This is a genomic window from Flavobacterium sp. AC274, from assembly GCF_979258275.1.
In genome coordinates this window covers 3893980-3915747 of the sequence record NZ_OZ409852.1, presented here as the reverse complement: position 1 = coordinate 3915747, position 21768 = coordinate 3893980, and the positions used below count along the sequence as shown (strand labels likewise).

Genomic DNA, 21768 nt, shown 5'->3' with positions numbered 1-21768 from the left:
ACCTACAAGGTTTTGAAAACCTTGCAGGATCGAATTCAAAATTCATCATTAATAATTAACCATTAATAATTATTTCTCAATAATCATAGTAATCCCTTGTCCACCTGCGGCGCAAATAGAAATAAAACCTTTTCCGGAACCTTTTTCGTTTAGCAATTTTGCCATAACGCCAATAATTCTTCCGCCTGTAGCTGCAAACGGATGTGCGGCTGCCAGACTGCTTCCTTTTACATTTAGTTTACTTCTGTCGATAGCGCCAAGATTTTTCTTTAATCCCAATGCTGTGGTAAGTTCCGGGCTTTCCCAAATTTTTAAAGTAGCCAAAACCTGAGCTGCAAATGCTTCGTGAATTTCATAAAAATCAAAATCCTGCAATGTTAAGTTTGCTTTTTCAAGCATTCTTGTCGCTGCAAATACCGGCGCAAGCAATAAATTCTGTTGGTTTTTTACATATTCAATGGCGGCAACTTCGGCATGTGTGATGTAAGCAAGAATTGGCAAATTATGCTCTTTTGCCCATTCTTCGCTGGCCAAAAGAATACTCGAAGCGCCATCAGTAAGCGGAGTAGAGTTTCCTGCTGTAAGCGTTCCGTTTACTTTATCAAAAGCCGGAGAAAGTTTTGCCAGTTTTTCAAGCGTACTGTCTTTTCTAAGATTATTATCTCTTTCAAGTCCGTTAAAAGGCGTAATCATATCATCAAAAAAACCTTCGTCGTATGCTTTTGCCATATTCAAATGACTTTGAAGCGCCAGTTTATCCTGATCTTCTCTCGGAATCTGATAATATTTAGCCGTAATTTCAGTATGTCCGCCCATCGAAAGTCCGGTTTGAGCTTCTTCATTTCTGGGAACTAGCGGAGTTAAATCTTTTGGCCTCAATTTTAAAAATATGTTTATTTTTTCTCCCAGCGATTTTGCTTTTCTGGCATCCAGCAATATCTTTCTCAGCTTTTCGCTCACAGCAATAGGCATATCACTAATAGAATCGACACCGCACGCAATTCCCGAATCAATTTGGCCCAAAGCAATTTTATTGGCAATATAAATAGCACTTTCAATACCGGTATCACAGGCTTGTTGTAAATCGCAGGCAGGAGTAGCAGGATCAAGAGCCGTTTTCATAACACACTCTCTAATCAAATTATTATCCATTGTGTGTTTAATTACAGCACCGCCAGCAACTTCTCCAAGTAATTCGCCTTTCAGGTTGTATTTTGCCACAAGACCATCAAGCGTTGCCGTCATCATTTGTAAATTACTAACGTCTGAATAAAAAGTATTTGCCCTTGCAAAAGGAATTCGGTTATAACCCACAATGGCTACTTTTCTAATTTTACCCTGATTTTCCATAGTAATGATTTAGTTAAATTTATATTGGATATTTTAATTTTATTTGACCGTAAAAGCATAATCGTAAACAAAAATCACAGACACTTTTAATCCGTTTGAACTTGTAATACTGAACTTTCCGTTTAAATCTTTACTAAGTCCTTCCATTAGTTTCATACCAAACGAATCGTATTTTTCAATATCAATTTCTCCTTCAATCCCAACGCCATTATCGGCAATTTCAAGTAAAAATGAATCACCCTGAAAATGTTTTAGCGAGATGGTAATTTTTCCTTTTTTCTCATCTGTAAAAGCATATTTTATGGCATTTGTAATGGCTTCATTTAAAATTAAACCAATCGGAATCGCCTGCGCAACATGCATTTCAATATATTCAACATCAACTACAAAACTGTAATTTGTGTTGTAACTGTCTTTTAAATAGCTGATAAGTTCCTTAATATATTCCGGCATTTTAATGCACGAAAGCCCTTCTGACTGATACAATCGCTGGTGAATCAGCGACATCGAATTGATTCTGTTCTGGCTGTCTTTTATCGCATTTACAGCCGATTCTTCTTTTAAATAAACAGATTGTGTGTTTAATAAACTCATCACAACCTGCAGATTATTTTTTACACGATGATGCACTTCTTTCAAAAGCCATTCTTTTTCCTTTACAACATTCTGCAGGATTTTATTTTTCTTTTCAATTCTGCTTTTACTGATCTGGAGCTGTTTATTAGTCTCTTTTTTGTTTTTATAACTTCTAAAAATCAATGCCGTAATAATAAGTACTAAAATTAAAACTAAACCCGCAATAAGTTTTACTACTTTGTCATTTTTTATTTTAACTTTTTGAAGTTCACTTTCATTCGTTAATAATTGAATGTTTTTATCCTTTTTTGCCGTTTCGTATTTTATCTGCAAATCTGAAATCTGATAAAACTTTACATCATTAAAAATACTGTCTTTTGCTTTTTGATATTTTTTAAGATTGGCTATTGCCGAAATATAATCCCCGGATGCCGAATCTAACTTGAAAGCCATCATATGACTGTTAATTATCATATTAATGTCTTTGATAGAAGCACCCAATTTTTTATTGCGATCCAGATATTCTGCCGCCAGTTGATAATTTTTAGTTTTAAATAAGTGATTTACAATGTTGTTATTAATTTCAAGATTCGAAATTACGGGTAAAAGCGTTTTATTCTCTTTTTGAAGTTCTATTAGTTTATTACAATATTTATCGGCCAGTTTATACCAGCCCAAATCATCATAAACAGCAATATAACATATTTGAAGCCAGATTAAATCCCTCGCATCGGTTACCTTTAAATCTTTAACCTTTGTGTCTAAAAATTGTTTGGCTTCTTTTTTCCTTCCAAGTTTCAGTAAATCTTTAATAATATAGCTCGCGTTGTAAAAAGGTAAAAATTCAGAATACAGCTTTAAACTGCCATCAAAAGATTTTTGGTGGTATTTTAACGCCAGTTCATAATTTTCCATTTTATAATACGTAAGCGCCAGATTGGTATAATCTTCTGTCATATAATAGACATCCTTATTTTTTTCCCCAATTTCTATAGAGATCAGTCCAAATTTTACAGCTTCGGTATACAAACCCAGTTTCGAATACGTTTCGGCCAGATGACTGTATAAATTCTGATTTCTAGTATCGCCAATGGTTTCATATATAACCTTGGCTTCATTAAATTTTTGAAGAGCCGCTTTAAAATCTCCCATAAAAAAATAATGACCGCCATAATAAAGTAAAATATCCGCAATTTGTTGTTTAGAACCGCCTTTTTGAAAAGCCTGATAAGCCTTTTCAACCACTTTTATTCGTTCGCCAATCTCGCTGTCAAGACTATAATAATTGGTCAGTTCCCGGTAAGCTTCGCCTTCGAGCCAGGAAGTATTGTTTTTTCTCGCAATTTCAAAAACCTTCTTAAGTTCTCTTTTGCCTTTAAAAGGATTTCCGCCTTCGCGATATATTTGTGAGTATAAAATATGACTCATCCATTTCCCCCTATAAAACCTGATTTTGTCACTGATTAATTCAGCTTGTTTGGCAAAAACATAACTGCTGTCCATATCGGCTTTTTCTTCACCAACTTTTGTAACATAGTATAAACTCAGTTTTTGTAGTTTTAAAACACGTGCGGTATCATTTAGTTTTGTTTTTAATTCAGCTTTTATTTTATCACTTTCTTGTTTTAATAAGGGTTGCGACAAGGCAGTAAAACTCAATTGAAAAAGAAAAATTAAAAAACAGTTTTTAAGTAAATGATACATAAAGAGTATAGTTGAATGCTGTAATCAGTTTTAATTTACTACTGCATAAATAGTTGCTGAGGCTAATAAATTTGCTTGTCAGAAGATATAAATCTTACTACAGGATAGCAAAGCTATGTCATTTTTTGATTAATATCCTTTTGAAAACAAGAATTTGACCATAATTATCTTTTAAATATTTCAAAACTAAAAAAGTGCATGATTAGTAAAAAAGCCAATCAAATTTTGAATTAATAAAAGCTTTAAGATTGATTTATTGCAATTGAAAATTTATATAACGGTAAAGAAAAACAAAGCACAATATTAAGCAACAATTACTGAATATAATAAACACATCATAAATTAGCGATATATCGTAAATTTCAATTAAAGAAAAAATGGTAAAGAGCTTGTATTATAACCGTTTAAAACTTTAGGTATCTTTATTGAATAGAGTGTTGACGGAAATAAAAATCAAAAAAGGATTTGAATATGAAAGCAGATACAATTTTATTCAACGGAAAAATACATTCCTTCAACACCAATTATAAAAACGCAACAGCGGTCGCTATTAAAGACGGAAAATTTATTGCAGTTGGCAGCGATAGCGAAATTGTAGAATATAGTGATGCGTCGACAAAATTGATCGATTTGCATCAAAAAGAGTCGTTCCCGGACTAAATGATTCCCATATTCATTTGATTCGCGGCGGATTAAATTATAACCTTGAATTGCGTTGGGATGGAGTTCCGTCGTTAGCAGATGCAATGCGAATGTTGAAAGAACAGGTTGACAGAACGCCATCGCCGCAATGGGTGCGTGTAGTAGGAGGCTGGTCTGAATTTCAGTTTGCCGAAAGACGCATGCCAACCCTTGAGGAAATTAATGCAATTGCTCCCGAAACACCCGTTTTTATATTGCATTTATACGATCGTGCCTTTATGAATCGCGCGGCATTAAAAGTAATTGGTTTTACCAAAGATACTCCGGCGCCTGCTGGAGGAGTGATCCAAAAAGATGCAAACGGAGAACCAACAGGTTTGATAATTGCTTCGCCAAATGCCATGATTTTGTATTCGACTCTGGCAAAAGGCCCAAAACTTTCGTACGAACATCAGCTTAATTCGACCCGTCATTTTATGAAAGAATTAAACCGTTTCGGAATCACAAGTGTTATTGATGCCGGAGGTGGATTTCAGAATTTTCCGGACGATTATAAAGTTGTCAATGAATTAAATGAAAAGAAAGAACTAACCGTTCGTATTGCCTATAATTTATTTACGCAACGCCCAAAACAAGAGTTTGAAGATTTTGATGAATGGATTCAGGAAGTAAAATTATATCAGGGCGATGATATGTACCGCCATAACGGAGCGGGGGAAATGCTGGTTTTTTCGGCAGCAGATTTTGAAGATTTTCTGCAGCCAAGACCCGATCTTCCGGAAAATATGGAAGCAGAATTAGAAAAAGTAATTCGGTTATTGGTCGCAAATCGCTGGCCTTTCAGACTTCATGCAACTTATAATGAAAGTATTACCCGATTTTTGAATGTTTTCGAAAAAGTAAACAAAGAAATCCCGTTTAATAATTTGCCATGGATATTTGATCATGCCGAAACGATCGACGAACGCAATATCGAAAGAGTAAAAGCTTTGGGCGGCGGAATCGCAATTCAAAGCCGAATGGCGTATCAGGGCGAATATTTTACAGATCGTTACGGCGCAAAAGCTGCCGAAAACACACCACCAATCAAGAAAATGCTTGAAATGGAAATTCCGGTTGGCGGAGGTTCAGATGCAACAAGAGTAAGCAGTTACAATCCGTGGGTTTCAATGTATTGGCTTACAGTTGGTAAAACCGTTGGTGGTTTGCAATTGTATAATGAAAGCCGTTTGAGCCGCGAAATTGCGTTACAGCTTTATACACAGGGAAGCGCCTGGTTTTCGCAGGAACAAAATAAAAAAGGAAATATTGAAACCGGAATGCTGGCAGATCTTGTGGTTTTGGACCGCGATTATTTTACAGTCGACGATGAAAACATTAAAAATATAGAATCGGTTCTTACAGTTGTTGACGGAAAAATTGTGTATGCAAAAGGAGATTTCTCTTCGTTTTCACCGCCATCAATTCCGATACTTCCGGACTGGTCGCCAACCAATATTTACAACGGTTATTATCACGCCGAATCGCACAACAAAAATGCCATTGATTTAAAACTGAAAAAATCAAATTCAACTGTAAATAATGCTGCACAAATTCATTGCTGTTCCGGAAGCTGTGATATTCATGCCCACGATCATAATGCTGCACGACTGAGTACAGTTCCGGTCAATAATTACAACGCTTTTTGGGGCGCATTAGGCTGCTCATGTTTTGCTTTTTAATACATTAAAAATGGAAATAATTAAATTACTACTTTATTCAGATGTTGGAAGCGACATCAACAACATTGCTTTATTGGTTTTTAGAATTTTAATTGCTGTTGAATTGTTCAGGGTTCACGGAATGAAAAAATTCAGGGTCGAAAACGGAGAACGCGAACATGTACCCAATCCGTTGCATTTACCGGAAAAACTAAATGGTTTAGTTGCCACGTTTTCAGATACTGTTGTGCCCTTTTTTATCATTCTTGGCTTAGGGACAAGATTGTTCATTTTGCCCACAATTGGTGTTACAGCAGTTGGATATTTTGTCGTTCACAGAAAAGATTCTCTTGAAGTTAGAGATGTTCCGTACATATACACCGTCACTTTGCTGTTTTTATTAGCATTGGGCGCAGGTACTTATTCTTTAGATCATTATATTTTAAATTTACTATAAAACCAATTAAAATCATGCAAACTCAAATCGGAATCAAGCAGGAAAATTTATCAAAAATAGCACATTCATTATGTCAGATTTTGGCCGATGAATTTATTTTATACACCAAAACCAGAAAAGCACATTGGAATGTTGAAGGTGATGATTTCTATAACAAACATTTGTTTTTTGAAGAACAATACAATCAGATTGATGAAATAATCGATGGCGTTGCAGAAAGAATCAGAATGTTAGGTCATTATGCACCGGCGACATTAAAAGAATTTCTGGAATTGACACATCTTACCGAACAAACAAAAGAAAATAACGACAGTAAAGGATTCATCAAAGAGCTTTTAATAGATCATGAAAGTATTATTATACACTTACGTGAAAATATTACTGTTTATGCCAATGAATATCAGGACTTAGGAACAAGCGATTATATTACAGGTTTGATGGAAACGCATGAAAAAATGGCGTGGATGTTACGCTCTCATTTAAGATAAATATTAAAATAAATAGTATGGAACAGCCTAAAAGCATTTGGTACATCACATTACTGCTTACTACAATAGCCGGTTTTTGTGATACGCTGACTTTTGTTGCGGCAGACACTTTGTTTTCTGCCCACGTAACGGGAAACTTTATTGTTTTTGCGTATCAGGTCATTAACGGAAATGATGTTTATGCCTGGATAAAATTATTAACGTTTCCAATATTCATTATTTCAGTAATAATTGGCGGTTATATTGCTGCAAAATCCAGCTTAAAATATAGAATATTGTTTTGGGAAGGCTGCATTTTAACACTCAGCGGATTATTGGCAGTTTTATTCCATTATTTAAAAATGGATAATTTATGGACCATGTATATCATAGCCATGCTAATTGTCTTTGCGATGGGATTGCAAAATGCTTTTGGTAAAATCTTCAGCAAAGAAACCCACGGCCCAACTACCATGATGACCGGAAATGTTACACAGGCAGCGCTTGATATTGGTACTTTATTAAAATCAAAATTTAAGGACGCCAACAGTCAGTTAAGTTTTAAAAAGCAATTTGTAACCATCGGAGGTTTTTTACTTGGCTGTTTTTTAGGTGCTATTGCCGGAAAAACATGGGGATTGATACCTGTTTTGGTTCCGGGAATATTTATGATTTTTTGCTATTTAAAAAACAATCATATCAAAGTGGAAACAAAGTTATGAGTTAAATAACAGAGCTGCAGGTTATGTATAAAGAAAGTTGCCTTAAAAAATTTCATATACATTTTTGGTTCGTGATCCTGTTCTGGATTACGAATCAAAACCTTTTTATGCAAACCAATACCTTAAACGATCCGGTTTTTATTCATGAAATTGAGCACTCTCAAAAAACAATTGTAAAACCCAATAAAGCTTTCTTCTTTTTTGATTTCACACAGATTTCACTGGCTTTTGATATTTTAAATTATAAAGACATTAAAAAAAGTAATTTCTATCAGGAAACTGCAAAATACCATGTTGTAATAATACTCGGATTACTTTTTTTAATTTTTGTTATCATCTACAAATGTTATAGTTCTAAAAATGAAATAAATAAGGATTTAGTTTTAAAAGAGGAAAAAATTAATGAACAGAGTATAAGCCTAAAAAAACTACTTTTGGATAAAGAATGGCTGCTAAAAGAGCTTCATCATCGTGTAAAGAACAATTTGCAGGTTGTAATTAGTCTTTTAAACACCCAGTCGGCCTATCTTGAAAATAAAGATGCACTTTTGGCCATACAAGACAGTCAAAACAGGATGTTTGCGATGTCACTGATACATCAAAAACTATATCAAAATGATAATTTATCTACGATAGACATGCACTGGTACATTCCTGAACTGGTAAGTTATTTAAAAACTGTTTTTGATGCAGATCATAAAATTGCTTTTTTGTTAGATATAGATCATGTCGATTTAGATGTGGCGCAGGCTATGCCTTTGGGCTTAATTTTAAATGAAGCCATCATAAACGCCCTGAAATATGCATATCCTGAAACACACAAAGGCGAAGTGAAAATTTTGCTGAAAGAAAAGCAGGATAATTTATACCAGCTTATTATTTCGGATAATGGAGTAGGTGTTCCAGATTTTGAGTTAAAAAACAGAAACTCGCTTGGTATGAATTTAATGTACGGATTAAGCAATCAAATTGATGGTTCTTTTGAAGTCGAAAGTAAAAACGGACTTTCGGTTATATTAAACTTTAAGAAAAATGGAATCAAATCATAAATAATGAAGGAGAAAATTTTAATTGTTGAGGATGAATTTATTGTCGCAAATGACTTAAAAATGATTCTGGTAAAATCAGGTTACGAAGTTTGCGGAATTGCCGCATCTGTAGAAGAAGCCCGAATTTTGATTGACGCACAAAAACCAAATTGGGTTTTACTCGATATTATTTTAAAAGGTGACCTTACGGGAATTGATCTTGCCTGGGAATTGGAAACCAAAAAAATTCCTTTTTTATACATCTCTGCCAATACCAATCATTCTATTTTAAATGCCGTAAAAGAAACCCAGCCTTATGGTTTTTTGGTAAAACCGTTTAGAGAACGTGATTTGTTTGTAATGCTGGATATTGCACGATATAAATACAGCGTAGAAAACGGAAATCTCAATAATGCTACTTCTGGAAAATCTTCATCAAAAGAAAATAAAAAGATAGAAATCATTGGCAAAAATAAAAAACTGCTCGATTTAATGCAAAAAATTGAGATTGTGGCGCCAACAGAAACTTCTGTAATGATTTTGGGAGAAAGCGGAACAGGAAAAGAAAAAATTGCCCACTTAATTCATTCTTTATCGCCAAAAAAAGCAAAACCTTTGGTGGTTGTAAATTGTGCTGCATTGCCGGAATCTTTGATTGAATCAGAATTATTTGGTCATGAAAAAGGGGCTTTTACCGGAGCAGATACTGTTAGAATTGGAAAATTTGAACAAGCCAACGGAGGAACTATTTTTCTGGATGAAATAGGAGAGCTGCCACTAGATTCGCAGGTAAAATTATTAAGGGTTTTACAGGAAAAAGAAATCGAAAGGCTTGGCGGCGAAAAAACAATCAAACTCGATGTCAGGGTTATTGCGGCCACAAACAGATGTCTTCCGTCTGAAGTTGCAGAAGGAAGATTTAGGCTGGATTTATATTATCGGTTGAATGTTTTTCCTTTAGAATTGCCAACTCTCAAAGAACGAAAAGAAGATATAGAAGATTTAGCCTATTATTTTCTCCATAAATATGCAGAGAAAGCCAAAAGGAATATCAGAATAATTTCAGATCATGCCTTGCGACAATTGCAGCAATACGACTGGCCGGGAAACATTAGAGAATTAGAACATTTGATAGAACGAAGTATTTTACTGGCAACAGGAAATGAAATTACAGGATTTGATATTTCAAATGACATTCCGGCCATAAAAAAGAAAATGATAACGAAATCTTATCCATGGCAGATATGGAAAAGGAGCATATTTTGAATGTTTTAAAAGCAGCCAACGGAAAAGTATTTGGTCCGGGCGGAGCGGCAGAAATGTTAAAAATTTCGCCTTCAACTTTATATTCAAAAATGAAAAAACTCAACATAAAACAAGGTTACTTTTAATGAACTAATTTTTAAACGGTAAAGTATGTTTTCATTAACCCGAATATACAGCGATGAGGCCGGAGAAAGTCATTTTGAAGATGTGATGATTCCGCTTATAGATAATGGTGAAATTGGATTTCTCTCAGAATCACAGCCCGTCAAAAATATTATTTTCAGAGAAGTTCTGGCTTCATACGATTATAATTTTCATAACGCCCCGCAAAAACAATATATCATTTTGTTGGACGGCGGTGTAGAAATTGAAACTTCTTTGGGAGAAAAAGAAGTTTTAAAACCGGAGAGATTCTTTTGGTAGAAGACACAACCGGAAAAGGACACAAAACTAAAAATATAGAAAACAAGCCCAGAAAATCTATTTTTATTACGATTTGATGATTAAGTAAATCATTATTGATCTTAAATTTACTTCTTTTTCTGAAATTATAAATATGGACAAAACAGAAGCAATATTAAAATCAATTCAGGAACGCGAAAAAGAACACCATCTTTTACTTTCTTTAAGCAGCAGTTTTGCCAATGTTTCTGCCTACAATGAACTTTCTCCAATTGTAAACGGGCAATTAAAAGAGACATTATCTTTTGATTATTTTGCTATTGGAACAACAGACAGCAGCGAAAAACAATATTATTTGTTTTACCACAACGATCAGAAAATTTTTAGGGCAACCGAGAGAAAATTGTACGATACCCAGGATGATCTTTTTAATATTGCAATGCAATCTGCAGATCCTGTTGTATTCGATAATGTTTTTTTAAACAAAAAAACAAAGTCTGATTCTTTTATAGCAAATATAAATTTGCAGGGAATACGCGAAATGGCAGCAATACCTTTGCAATACCATAAAAACAATCCTTCGGTTTTATTTCTTTTCTTTAAAAAAACACAAAATCTCGACAGAAATGCCATCCGATTGCTTAAAGGTTTGTCGATGCCTTTAGCCTTAACGGTTTCTAATATTTTGATCAAACACAAAATAGAGAATGCAAATATCTCGTCTCAAAAGCTATTTCAATCTATTGATGAAAGTCAGAATCAAAAAACAACCGAAATTATTGGAGAAAGCACTCAGATCAAAAAATAAAAACCCTGATCGATCAGGTGGCACCTTCAGACAGCGGAGTTTTAATTTTGGGCGAAAGCGGAACAGGAAAGGAAGTCGTAGCCCGCGAAATTCATTATAATTCATCCAGAAAAAATCAACCGATGATTAAGGTAAATTGTGCTGCAATTCCGGTGAATCTTATCGAAAGTGAATTATTTGGACATGAAAAAGGAAGTTTTACCGGCGCGATAGAAAAAAGAATCGGGAAATTTGAATTGGCCAATAATGGTACTTTATTTCTGGATGAGATTGGAGATCTTCCTCTGGAAATGCAGACCAAATTACTACGCACACTTCAGGAAAAGGAAATTGAAAGAATTGGGGGCAAAAAAGCCATAAAAATAAATGTTCGCATTATAGCCGCAACCAACCGCGATTTGCAAGTCGAAATGGCAGAAGGGCGATTTAGAAAAGACTTATTTTACAGACTAAATATATTCCCAATAATGATTCCGCCGCTTCGAAACCGAAAAGAGGATATCGCTGATTTGTGTTCTTATTTCCTGAATAAATACGCTCAAAATACCAATAAAAAAAATATCGCATTATCTGCAAATGCCTTAAAAGCAATACAAAACCATTCCTGGCCCGGAAATATCAGAGAACTGGAACATTGCATAGAGCGAAGTATTCTTTTATCAGAAGGAGCCATGATAAACGATGTAAGTTTTTTATCAGACAGCGAACAAATTCTAGCGCTTAATAATTTTAATGCGTTTCAGGTAAAACCATTAAAAGAAATTGAAAAAGAATACATTCTTAAAATTATAAAAATTTGCAACGGCAGAATTTCTGGTCCAAACGGAGCGGCTGTAAAATTGGAAATTCCTTCGACAACCCTGGTTTCAAAAATGAAAAAACTCGGAATTAAAAAAGAACATTTTTCTGAATGAAACGGGATGTACTAAAACATTTTTTAAAAACCGATAGGGTTTAATGTAAACAATAATAAAAAATCGAATTGTAAATCTATGATATATCGTAAAATAGTATCATAGGTATGATTGTAAATATTTGATTTATAAATATTTAAAATTAAGGTATATGGTTTGGATGTAAACCTATGAAACCTTAATAAATAATTATAAATCATGAGTACAAATCAAATTACCATTTCAAATGTTGCAGATGATGCAGCTATTTCAAAAGAAATCAAAGTTTTTCTTGCAGCCTTAAATTCAGGCGGCGGCGATCCAATCGAGTCAATGTCACCTCTTGATGCAAGGCAAGTTTTAGTTGGTGCACAAAAATCAGTTGAAGTTGATTATTCCGGAATTCAGGAATCTGAAAAAACAATCGAACAGGACGGATTTACTATAAAACTAAATATAGTTGAGCCTGAAGGAAACACAAAAACATTGCCTGCTTTTATTTTTATTCACGGCGGCGGATGGGTTTTAGGAGATTATCCAACCCATAAAAGAATGGTTCGTGATTTAGTAGTTCAGTCAGGAGCAACCGGAATTTTTGTAAATTATACACCTACACCAGATGCAAAATATCCACAAGCTGTAAACGAAATCTACGCAGCAACAAAATGGATAGCCGCAAACGGAAATCAAATTAATGTTGACGGAAGTACAATTTCTGTAGTTGGAAACAGCGTTGGCGGAAATATGACGGCAGTAACGGCATTAAAAGCAATCGAAAATAACGGACCAAAATTGAAATCTCTTATCATGTTCTGGCCAATTGTTGCTGCTGATTTTGAAACAGATTCTTATAAGAAATTTGGTAAAGACCGATTCTTAACTACTCCTTTAATGAAATGGATGTATGATTTGTACACGACAGATCCTGCAGAACGCGCGCAAATCTATGCTTCGCCACTTAATGCCACTTTAGACCAATTAAAAAACTTTCCGCCAACATTAATTCAGGTTGCAGAAGCAGATATTCTTCGTGATGAAGGAGAAGCTTTTGGAAGAAAACTGAACGAAGCAGGAGTATCGGTAACCACTATTCGTTACAACGGAACCATTCATGACTTCGGATTATTGAATCCGCTGGCTCATATTCCTCAAACAAAATCATTATTTGTTCATGCTGCTGCCGAACTTAAAAAATACCTTTTCGAAAACTAATAAACTCAAACATGAAAACTAAAAATAGAATAACAAATTTGTTATTGGTATTCGTATCAATAAGTTTACTTACATCTTGTGCCAAAAAAGAAGAGCAAACAACCGAAAAGGCTGAAACGGCAAAAGCAAGAGCAGAATATATTGAGGTGGAGCCTAATGTGAGATTGCATATTACCGATGTAGGCGAAGGAAAATCTGTCGTTTTAATTCATGGTTATCCGTTAAGCGATGCTATGTGGGAATATCAATATCATGCTTTGGTCAATGCGGGTTATCGTGTTATTGGTATTACTTTAAGAGGTTTTGGGCAATCTGACAAGCCTTATGGTAAATACAATTACGATCAGTTTGCAACAGATATTAAAGCGGTTTTAGACCAGTTGGATATTAAGGATGCAACAATTGGCGGACATTCTATGGGGGCGCAATTGCGTTGCATTATGTTGCAAAATACAATGCAGCCCATATTAATAAGTTAGCCTTATTTGCTGCAGCAGCGCCTTGCCATACAAAAAAGGCCGATTATCCTTATCCGTTTTTTACAAAAGAAGATATCTCAAAATGGGTAGAATTAAATAACAATGATCGTCCGGCTTTACTGGCAGCTATTGGCGGTTATTTTACGTTATCTCCAACATCAGTTTCTCCGGGAATAGGAGCGTGGCTTGGCGGAATCGAAATGCAGTCTTCTCCATATGCAATGGAACAGGCTTTGATTGCTTTGCGCGACGAAGATTTAAGAGATGATTTGCCTAAAATTAAAGTGCCAACTTTAATATTTAATGCGAAAGAAGATAAAATTGTGTCATTTGCCTTGGCAGAACAAATGAATAAAGCTATTGCAGGTTCTGTTTTAGTTCCGTTTGAGAAAAGTGGACACGCTTTATTTGTAGAAGAAAAAGATAAATTCAATGAAGAGTTTATAAAATTTCTAAAGAAATAGGCGAATTATTTAATTCAGTTACAAAACCATATTGATCCTGATTTTTTTAAATTGAGGTCGGTATGGTTTTTAATATTAAAATTTATAAAACAAAAACAATGGAAAACTCAAATTCAAAACCATCATTTGATACTGTTACAGAAGCGCTTCGCTGGTTAGGCGAGCAAGGGTTTACAAAAGATTTCAATATTGCAGAAGATTGTATTTTGTACAACAACGGAAAGCAGTCATTATCGCCGGAAGAATTTAATATTGACTATTATTTTCGTTTTGAAGGCGATACAGACCCGGGAGATGAAGATATCGTTTATGGAATCAGCTCGGTTAAATATGATATAAAAGGCGTTTTAATGAGCGCTTTTGGTGTTTATGCTGATACAATCTCAGATGAAATGATAAAAAAACTGGCAGTCCATTATTAAGAAGCCAGTTGATATAATCAGTTTTCGTTGCTAAAAATGCCGTCCTTTTCTTTAAACGCCCAAACGGCCATTGCTTCGATAACCGGCAATAAACCTCTTCCGGAATTACTCAGTTTGTAGGTTACAAAAGGAGGCACGACCGGTTTTGCTTCTCTGATAACAATACCGTCTGCTTCTAATTGTTTCAAATGCTGAATCAGCATTTTTTCGGTTATAGCCGGAATTGTTCTTTTTAATTCGCTGTAACGCATAGTGCCAATTGATAAATGGTGGATAATAATGGGTTTCCAATAGCCGCCAATTTTTTCCATTACATAAGTTACCGGACAAGTGTCTAAGGCATATTGCTTGTTTTCCTGTATAGTTGATGATTCTTTAATTGCTGTCATGATGCATACTTTAGGGTAAGTACTTGTATAAAAGTAAGTACAAATATACCTTTGTTTCTATAAATAAAAAACAATTTAAAGATGAAAATTATAATTACAGGTTCTTTAGGGAATATAGGAAAACCATTAGCGCAAAATTTAATTGCTTCAGGGCATGATGTTACAGTAGTAAGCAGTAATGCTGATAGAAAATCGGATATAGAAAACTTAGGCGCAAAAGCAGCAATTGGTTCTGTTAGTGATGCTAATTTTTTGGCAGAAACTTTCGCCGGAGCTGATTCCCTTTTTGCGATGACGCCACCAAATTTAGGGGGTTCGAATATAATTTCGAATACCGTAAATGCAGGAAAAGCTTTTGCAGAAGCAATTAATAAAGCAGGAGTAAAGCGTGTTGTTATGTTAAGCAGTATTGGTGCTGACTTAGAAAAAGGAACCGGTCCGATTGCCGGATTGCATCAAATCGAAAAAATATACAATGGATTAGAAAATACAGCGGTGACTTTTTTACGTGCCGGATTTTTCTTTACTAATTTGTATAACGATGTACCAATGATAAAAGGAGCAGGGATTGTGGGAGCTAATTATCCTGCAAGTCTTAAAATGCCATTTGTACATCCAAAAGATATTGCAGCTGCCGCAGCCGAAGAATTACAAAAAGACACAACCGGAAAAAATATCCGTTATATTATTAGCGACGTGCGCACGCCAAATGATGTTGCCAGTGTTTTAGGAAACGCGATTGGTAAAACCGATTTACCGTGGATTGAATTTACAGATGAACAATCTCTACAAGGAATGACGCAAGCCGGGTTACCGGAAGAAATTGCAAATATGTACACCGAAATGGGTTCAGGTTTAAGAAGTGGAAAAATTGCAGCGCATTTTTTAAGCAATAATTTTTCTGTTGATGGAAAAATTAAATTAGAAGATTTTGCAAAAGAATTTGCTGAAAAATTTTAATTCATAAAGTTGTAGTCCCTACGGGACAAAAAACAATATGAAAAATAATGATTTTCTACCAATATGTAATCTCTCCGAGATATTACTTCGGAAGTCCGCTAGGAGTTAAATATTGGTAGAAATTAATAAATGTACACAGATAAAATATCCCGTAGGGATTACATATATTGAATTAGTAATTTGAATAAGTAGAATATATAAACCTAATTTTGCTCGAACACTTAAAGTTATTGTTTAGTATAATATTGAAAATCAACCTATTAATAAGGGTTAAGTGGTTTAATGCAACTAAATTGCATATTTGTAATATCACAAATCAGCTCAATAAAAAAGCCGTCAAATTAATTATTTGACGGCTTTTTAAATATAATCGAATTAGTTTTATGTTGAAAAAGTTAACCCTTTAGCTTTAAAATTACTAAACAAAGTCTGACGGGCACCGCTAACAGTTTCTTCAGTTTTGTAAATACTGCACCAGAATTTGATTTGTATTTTATATTTCCCTTCAGAAATCGAAGTGTAGTAAATTTGCGAAGGTTTGGCGTTATTTACAAGTGGAAGACTTTCCAGAGATTTGTTGATAGTTTCGTTGATGGCTTCGGGAGTTGTTTCGCCGGTTATTTCAATTGAAATATCTACCAGTTTAAAATTATCAGTATATGTCCAGTTCGTAATATTCTGCGATAACAAATTACCATTTGGGATAATAATTTCGGCACCATTTGGCGCATTGATTTTGGTTGTACGCAATCCCATCGATTTTACACGACCGGATTCTGAACTAATATCAATAACATCTCCAATTTGGATTGGTTTATCAAAAATCAAAATAATACCCGATACGAAGTTGTTCACCACGTTTTGAAGTCCAAGTCCAACACCGACACCTAACGCTCCTAAAAGAATGCTTAATTTATCCAGAGGCATTCCTGAAGCGGCAACCGCCAAAAGATATCCGATGATTAAAACAACAAGTCGCGTAATAAGCAATTTTGAGTGTTGTCTTTTGTTGATGTTTTCTTCGTTTTCGTCGTCAATTTCACCAAAAAAGTAAGCGACATATTTTTGAAGTAAATGCGCAACCCAGATAATGATGAAAAACAAAATAATGTTTCCTAGCGTAAAAGTGATGCTTCCAATGGTGTTTGGATGACTAAGTAAAGATCCCAACGAAGTTCGCAGCGATTCCCAGATATTTAAATTTGAAGCAATCACAACAAGCCACATGTAACTAATTACGATGATAAACGGTTTTTTAAGCGTTTCAGATAAATGCTCGTGATCAAAAATCTTTTCGATTCCGCGTTTAACTCTTGTAGTGTAGATTTGTAAAATGATGATTTCAAGAATTATTTTCAAAAGAACACTCAATGCCACAATCTGCGTAAGCGAAATAAAAGCGGTTAAACTTAACATGTTTGAGATTGAAACTCTTCCAAAAATATTGTGCAATATCGAAAGCACATTCAGCCCGATAAAAAGAATCGTAGCCCATTTAAAAAATCCTTTGATGTATAATTGCTCTTTTAAGGTCTTAATTTGTACTAAACCATATCTTATGCCCAAAATATTAATTACGATAAAAGAACAGCGTTGAAATAAGCCTACAGTGATAAATAGATCTAAGAAGCAAAGAATAAAAAACAATCCTAAAAGTAAAAGCCAGTTTCTCATCGAAACTCCAGACCATTGATTTTTGAAAAGTATCGTAAGAAGTCCCAGTAGAATCAGGTGAAGAAACTCAATAAACAATGCCGGAGCATATAAATTACCCACAACGGCAATATTAAGTCCAATTACGGCAACCGGAATGATGATACCTCGGTTTAGATATTTGAAATTAAAAAGCGATAAATTTTCAGCGTGCCCGTTTTCTTTCAGGTATTTCAAATTGCGAGAAATATACCAGCCCATAATTCCCATAAAAAATAAAAGCGTAATTAATCCACCGGCGCGATAGCTTAGGTAATATGCCGCGACACTTTCTTCGATAATTACTTTTGCGCCGATATTTTGCGCTACTTTTTCTTTTGGCACAGAATCGTTGATGCTCCACAAAAATGGATATTCTTTTTTGCGCATGCTAATTCCAGACTGTTCGAGTTTATTGTCTACAGCAATCAAAGCATTTGATACTGCAATTTTTCTTTCTACAGTCAATCGTTTGTTGTTGTTTAAAATTCCCTGATTTTTCGTCATCAGGCTGTCTGTCGCTTTATATCTGCTTCTAAGATTGGCAAATTCTTTTTTAAACTGCTTGCGGCGAATCGTATCTTTTATCAGCGTCATCAGGGCTTTATCCTTGCGCAGCTCGATAAATCGGCTCTTGATTTTTTCAAGATTCTGATTTCTCAGGTTAATCGCCGTATTTTGTTCCTCAAGTTCCAGCTGAATCTCTTTTAGAACAATGCGATACATTTGCTGGTTGCGCGCATTTGGGTTTGCGCCTTTCAGGCTGTTTAAAATTAAATCGAGTTTGCTTTGGGTTCTTTTGATTTCGCCAAACAAGTGATGACTTGCGCCATCAAAATCGGCATCGTTAAAAGCAGTTTCCATAGCGGCACTTGCTTTTTCAATCGCCATCAAATAATCGCTGTCGGTGGCGCTGTCTTCAAATAACTTTGAACGCGTTTCTTTTTTCGGAGTTTCCGTTTTTGGATTTTCCTTTTTTAAAGTGTCCGTTTGCGAATAGGAAAGTGGCGCAAAAAGCAATCCGACAAACAGAGTCAATAAAGCAATAAAACTTCTTTTTAAAATCATAATGTTTTGTGTGAATTTAGGGTTTCCAAATTTAGATTTTTTTGGTAAACTTTCGGTACAAAAATAGAAGATTTAAGGTGAAGTTTATCTTAAGATTTTGATTGAGTTATTGAAAATAAAAAAGTAAGTTTTTTTAAGACCTTATTTTTCCTTTTTATACTCAATTTAAGAATGTAACTTTTGTGTAACTTTTTTATAAATATATTGTAAACCAGGTTTTTAAAATTAATTACTTGAATATATAATCTAATATTGAATACAAAAAATCCAATTCATAAAAATTGGATTTTTTGTAAGTTTAAAAGAAGGTTTTCCGATACAAACTTATACTACGGATTTAATTTTCATCCTCCAAAAACAATAAACTGTTATCGAATTTATGCCTGCTAAAACCCAAAGAACAGGACTGCTGAAAAAGCCATAATAACTCCTTCCATTGGGGATTTCGATAAACGGAACTGTTATTAAAGCATCTAAAAGCAATGCAGTCAACGACATTATAATCCCGAGCAGCAATCCGTGCAGTTTTATTCCGTTTTTATAATAAAATAATGCACTTTCATTTGCGTATAATACAATGAATATCATATATTACAGCTTGTGATTTAAAGGAACCATTTATTATTGGAACAAAACCTAAAATATAGAAACTAAGACTCACACAAAGCCATACAAAGATACCTGGCAGCAGAATTTTAAGATACTTCATCAGACTAAAACTAGACATTTATAGCATTCCAGATTCCGGTTTTTGCTGCTTCTTTTGCGTAGGCTGAAAAGTCAGTTGCTTTGCGTCCAAGCACCTTTTCAATGTCATTTGTTACAGAAGAATTTCTCCCGTCTAAAACCTGTTCAAACAGATAATTAATCAGCCAAATATGATCTTCCGGAACCTGATATTCCTGTAGCATTTGGGTATATTCTTCTAAACTTAATGCCTGAAATTCAATTTTTTTATTGCTGGCTGCTGCAATTTTGGCAACAGCTTGTGCGAATGTTAATAGTTCCGGACCTGTAAGTTCGTAGGTCTGACCGTTGTGTTTATCCTGCAAAAGACACTCTGTAACAACATCCGCAATATCATTGGCATCTGTAAAAGGTTCGAGTGCTTCTGCTCTTGGCAAGGCCACAAAACCGGCTAATATTGGGTCTAGAAAGAAACTTTCACTAAAGTTTTGATTGAACCAGCTTGCTCTGACAATTGTCCATTTTTTGGCTGTGTTTTTTACTATTTCTTCACAAACCTGCGCTTCTTTTTCGCCCCTTCCGGATAGTAAAACCATTTTTTGAACACCAAGTTTTGAGGCTAAAAAGGTAAATTTCTGAATGATTTCTGCTGCCGAGGGAACTGCTAAATCGGGTTGAAAAGTGATATAAACAGCATCTGTTCCGGTTAAAACAGCATTCCATGTTTCAGGATTTTCCCAGTCAAAAGGTGTTTTTGCAGTACGCGAACCTATTTTAGTTTCGACATTTTTATTGTTTTGCAAGCGTTCAATTACACGGCTTCCTGTTTTTCCGTTAGCTCCAAGAACTAAAATTTTCTGTGTTTTCATATCAATATCTTTTAAAGTGAATACTGATACAAAGGTGTTTAGTAATGAATCAAATCATTTGTTGCAAAAGAATTATGATTTGTTTGAAAAGCATTTTTGTCTGACGTCATTTGGTCGGGTCCCAAATTTTTTAAAGAAGGCATTTGAGAAAGAACTTAAACTTTCATAACCTACATCCCAAGCTGCTTCCTGGACTGTTTTGTCAGTATTTTGCAAAAGTTCATAAGCTTTGTTTAGTCGCTCTTCCTGAATGTATTTGAAAACCGGAATGCCAAATAGCTCCTTAAAGTTCTTTTTTAACTTGTTGCTGTTAAGTCCAACCATTTTAGAGAGTTGTGTAATCGATGGCGGTTGCGAATAGTTATGCGTTACGATTTCTTTGGCCTGAAATAATTTGTTTTTATCTTTTTCCGAAAAATCACTTTTTTGATCGCTTGGCAGTAATCCATAAAAGTGAGAAAGAAGCTCGTTTATCTGGCTTTTCAAAAAGAGCAATCTCGTATTTCCGGTATAAGTTGTATTGAAGATTTTTTGAACAGCAAGCTGCATATCAAGCGTCATATAAAACGAAGGACCTTTTACGAAATGTTCTTTCGGATTTAATAAATCGGGCAAATGTTTCTCAAAAATCTCTTTTTCTGCCTGAGATAATAAGTGCATGTTTTTTAGTTTAGAAAAAATACTAATCGACTGTAAAGGTTTATCAGGTTCAATTTTATGAGAGAATTCTACCTTTTGATTTCCAAAAAAACAAATCGCCAAACCGGTTGTATTGGTCAGGTATTTGGTTTGCTGGTTGTGTTTTATTTCCAATTCGACATTTCCCGAACCATAAAAAGCAAATCCTACGGCATCACCATCAATTTCACATTTCTGGATGAATGTTTTTTCGGCATTCGATTGTTCAATCAAAACAATAAAATCATTCAATTCGATAATATCTGTTGTCATTGTTTGGGTTGTTTTGAATTAAAATTGATTTTAATCTTTTGATTTATTGGAATTTGCAACGCTAATATAAATATATTTTGAAGACGCTCAGATCTTTAAAAATGACTTTTTTCATTTTTTGATGTTTCAAAATAGCATAATTGATGTTTCATTTTATAGAATGAAACCTATTTGTAAGATTTTGTGTAAGAGTTATTTATAATTTAGTGAGTACCAAAAATAAAGTGTTTATCGGATTGTTTCGAATCTGTTTGTATTGTTTTGAGGATTTAAATTTTACCTAATTATTAAATACAAAATCATATTTATGTCTCTTCCTAACGAATTATATAACGCAAAATTTGCCGAATATATAGAATCTCTAAAGATCTTGTATTTGATAGATGATAAATTTAAAACCATGTGTGATGATTATTGTGATAGTAAAGCGAATACTGAAAAATACAGGAAAAAGTTTGAAAAAGACTTTCGCCATAAATTAGAATTTGAAAATTTATCGAAAGAATTAGAAGAAGAAATACTGATTTATCTTATCAGAAAAGAATAATAACAGAAACCCA

At 34.4% G+C, this 21768-nt stretch carries 24 protein-coding genes; 17 read left to right on the top strand and 7 right to left on the bottom strand.

The features are described from left to right. Positions 1-69 precede the first annotated feature (69 nt). Both ACZZZT_RS17655 and ACZZZT_RS17650 read right to left on the bottom strand, forming a co-directional pair. Entirely contained in the window at positions 70-1350 is a 1281-nt protein-coding gene (locus ACZZZT_RS17655) for an acetyl-CoA C-acetyltransferase (protein WP_463461367.1), read from the bottom strand. Positions 1351-1389: 39 nt separating this feature from the next. After that, positions 1390-3630, bottom strand: coding sequence for a tetratricopeptide repeat-containing sensor histidine kinase (locus tag ACZZZT_RS17650; RefSeq protein ID WP_463461366.1), 2241 nt, complete (start codon positions 3628-3630; stop codon positions 1390-1392). 471 nt (positions 3631-4101) lie between these two features. Here ACZZZT_RS17650 and ACZZZT_RS17645 point away from each other — a divergent pair, with 471 nt between their 5' ends. The 15 genes from ACZZZT_RS17645 (at position 4102) to ACZZZT_RS17575 (ending at position 14592) form a co-directional block, all read left to right on the top strand. Next, positions 4102-4290 carry a hypothetical protein gene (locus tag ACZZZT_RS17645; protein WP_463461365.1) on the top strand — a complete coding sequence of 63 codons (189 nt, stop codon included), beginning with the start codon at positions 4102-4104 and terminating at the stop codon, positions 4288-4290. Between the two features lie 17 nt (positions 4291-4307). Then, complete coding sequence (locus tag ACZZZT_RS17640; protein WP_463461364.1) at positions 4308-5993, top strand: amidohydrolase; 1686 nt, start codon at positions 4308-4310, stop codon at positions 5991-5993. Positions 5994-6003: 10 nt separating this feature from the next. Continuing rightward, the gene (locus ACZZZT_RS17635) at positions 6004-6429 is read left to right on the top strand and encodes a DoxX family protein (RefSeq protein ID WP_463461363.1); all 426 of its coding nucleotides are present in this window, start codon (positions 6004-6006) and stop codon (positions 6427-6429) included. Positions 6430-6443: 14 nt separating this feature from the next. Continuing rightward, positions 6444-6917, top strand: a complete 474-nt coding sequence (locus ACZZZT_RS17630) for a Dps family protein (RefSeq protein WP_073393857.1) — start codon at positions 6444-6446, stop codon at positions 6915-6917. 17 nt (positions 6918-6934) lie between these two features. After that, positions 6935-7618, top strand: a complete 684-nt coding sequence (locus ACZZZT_RS17625) for a YoaK family protein (protein WP_463461362.1) — start codon at positions 6935-6937, stop codon at positions 7616-7618. A 107-nt stretch (positions 7619-7725) separates the two neighbouring features. Then, a complete protein-coding gene (locus ACZZZT_RS17620; protein WP_463461361.1) occupies positions 7726-8667 on the top strand; it encodes a sensor histidine kinase in 942 nt (313 codons plus the stop codon). A 3-nt stretch (positions 8668-8670) separates the two neighbouring features. Then, positions 8671-9912, top strand: coding sequence for a sigma-54-dependent transcriptional regulator (locus tag ACZZZT_RS17615; RefSeq protein ID WP_463461360.1), 1242 nt, complete (start codon positions 8671-8673; stop codon positions 9910-9912). Then, positions 9882-10037 (top strand): helix-turn-helix domain-containing protein, encoded by a 156-nt coding sequence (locus ACZZZT_RS17610; RefSeq protein ID WP_463461359.1) that lies wholly within the window; start codon positions 9882-9884, stop codon positions 10035-10037. The genes ACZZZT_RS17615 and ACZZZT_RS17610 overlap by 31 nt, the downstream gene beginning before the upstream one ends. A gap of 25 nt (positions 10038-10062) precedes the next feature. After that, positions 10063-10335, top strand: a complete 273-nt coding sequence (locus ACZZZT_RS17605; protein WP_463461358.1) for a cupin domain-containing protein — start codon at positions 10063-10065, stop codon at positions 10333-10335. 133 nt (positions 10336-10468) lie between these two features. Continuing rightward, positions 10469-11122 carry a hypothetical protein gene (locus ACZZZT_RS17600; protein WP_463461357.1) on the top strand — a complete coding sequence of 218 codons (654 nt, stop codon included), beginning with the start codon at positions 10469-10471 and terminating at the stop codon, positions 11120-11122. Positions 11123-11139: 17 nt separating this feature from the next. Continuing rightward, entirely contained in the window at positions 11140-12036 is an 897-nt protein-coding gene (locus ACZZZT_RS17595) for a sigma-54 interaction domain-containing protein (RefSeq protein WP_463461356.1), read from the top strand. Positions 12037-12234: 198 nt separating this feature from the next. Then, positions 12235-13227, top strand: coding sequence for an alpha/beta hydrolase (locus ACZZZT_RS17590; RefSeq protein ID WP_463461355.1), 993 nt, complete (start codon positions 12235-12237; stop codon positions 13225-13227). Positions 13228-13238: 11 nt separating this feature from the next. After that, positions 13239-13706, top strand: coding sequence for an alpha/beta fold hydrolase (locus ACZZZT_RS17585; protein WP_463461354.1), 468 nt, complete (start codon positions 13239-13241; stop codon positions 13704-13706). After that, entirely contained in the window at positions 13661-14170 is a 510-nt protein-coding gene (locus ACZZZT_RS17580) for an alpha/beta hydrolase (RefSeq protein ID WP_463461353.1), read from the top strand. The genes ACZZZT_RS17585 and ACZZZT_RS17580 overlap by 46 nt, the downstream gene beginning before the upstream one ends. A 98-nt stretch (positions 14171-14268) precedes the next feature. Next, positions 14269-14592: a phosphoribosylpyrophosphate synthetase gene (locus tag ACZZZT_RS17575; RefSeq protein ID WP_302095730.1), complete on the top strand. Its 324-nt coding sequence runs from the start codon at positions 14269-14271 to the stop codon at positions 14590-14592. Between the two features lie 17 nt (positions 14593-14609). Here the strand turns inward: ACZZZT_RS17575 and ACZZZT_RS17570 are convergent, their stop codons facing one another. After that, entirely contained in the window at positions 14610-14981 is a 372-nt protein-coding gene (locus tag ACZZZT_RS17570) for a winged helix-turn-helix transcriptional regulator (RefSeq protein ID WP_463461352.1), read from the bottom strand. An 81-nt stretch (positions 14982-15062) separates the two neighbouring features. Between ACZZZT_RS17570 and ACZZZT_RS17565 the strand changes: the two genes are divergently transcribed. Next, positions 15063-15941 carry an NmrA family NAD(P)-binding protein gene (locus ACZZZT_RS17565; RefSeq protein ID WP_463461351.1) on the top strand — a complete coding sequence of 293 codons (879 nt, stop codon included), beginning with the start codon at positions 15063-15065 and terminating at the stop codon, positions 15939-15941. 381 nt (positions 15942-16322) lie between these two features. On the opposite strand, the gene ACZZZT_RS17560 is transcribed toward ACZZZT_RS17565, so the two are convergent. The 4 genes from ACZZZT_RS17560 to ACZZZT_RS17545 all read right to left on the bottom strand — a co-directional run bounded on the left by ACZZZT_RS17560 (position 16323) and on the right by ACZZZT_RS17545 (position 21208). Next, positions 16323-18701 carry a mechanosensitive ion channel family protein gene (locus ACZZZT_RS17560; protein ID WP_463461350.1) on the bottom strand — a complete coding sequence of 793 codons (2379 nt, stop codon included), beginning with the start codon at positions 18699-18701 and terminating at the stop codon, positions 16323-16325. 324 nt (positions 18702-19025) lie between these two features. After that, complete coding sequence (locus ACZZZT_RS17555) at positions 19026-19289, bottom strand: DUF5367 family protein (RefSeq protein WP_463461349.1); 264 nt, start codon at positions 19287-19289, stop codon at positions 19026-19028. 131 nt (positions 19290-19420) lie between these two features. Continuing rightward, positions 19421-20257 (bottom strand): SDR family oxidoreductase, encoded by an 837-nt coding sequence (locus tag ACZZZT_RS17550; RefSeq protein WP_463461348.1) that lies wholly within the window; start codon positions 20255-20257, stop codon positions 19421-19423. A 72-nt stretch (positions 20258-20329) separates the two neighbouring features. Then, the gene (locus ACZZZT_RS17545) at positions 20330-21208 is read right to left on the bottom strand and encodes a helix-turn-helix domain-containing protein (RefSeq protein WP_463461347.1); all 879 of its coding nucleotides are present in this window, start codon (positions 21206-21208) and stop codon (positions 20330-20332) included. A 307-nt stretch (positions 21209-21515) separates the two neighbouring features. Here ACZZZT_RS17545 and ACZZZT_RS17540 point away from each other — a divergent pair, with 307 nt between their 5' ends. Further along, positions 21516-21755, top strand: coding sequence for a hypothetical protein (locus tag ACZZZT_RS17540; protein ID WP_302095737.1), 240 nt, complete (start codon positions 21516-21518; stop codon positions 21753-21755). Positions 21756-21768 lie beyond the last annotated feature (13 nt).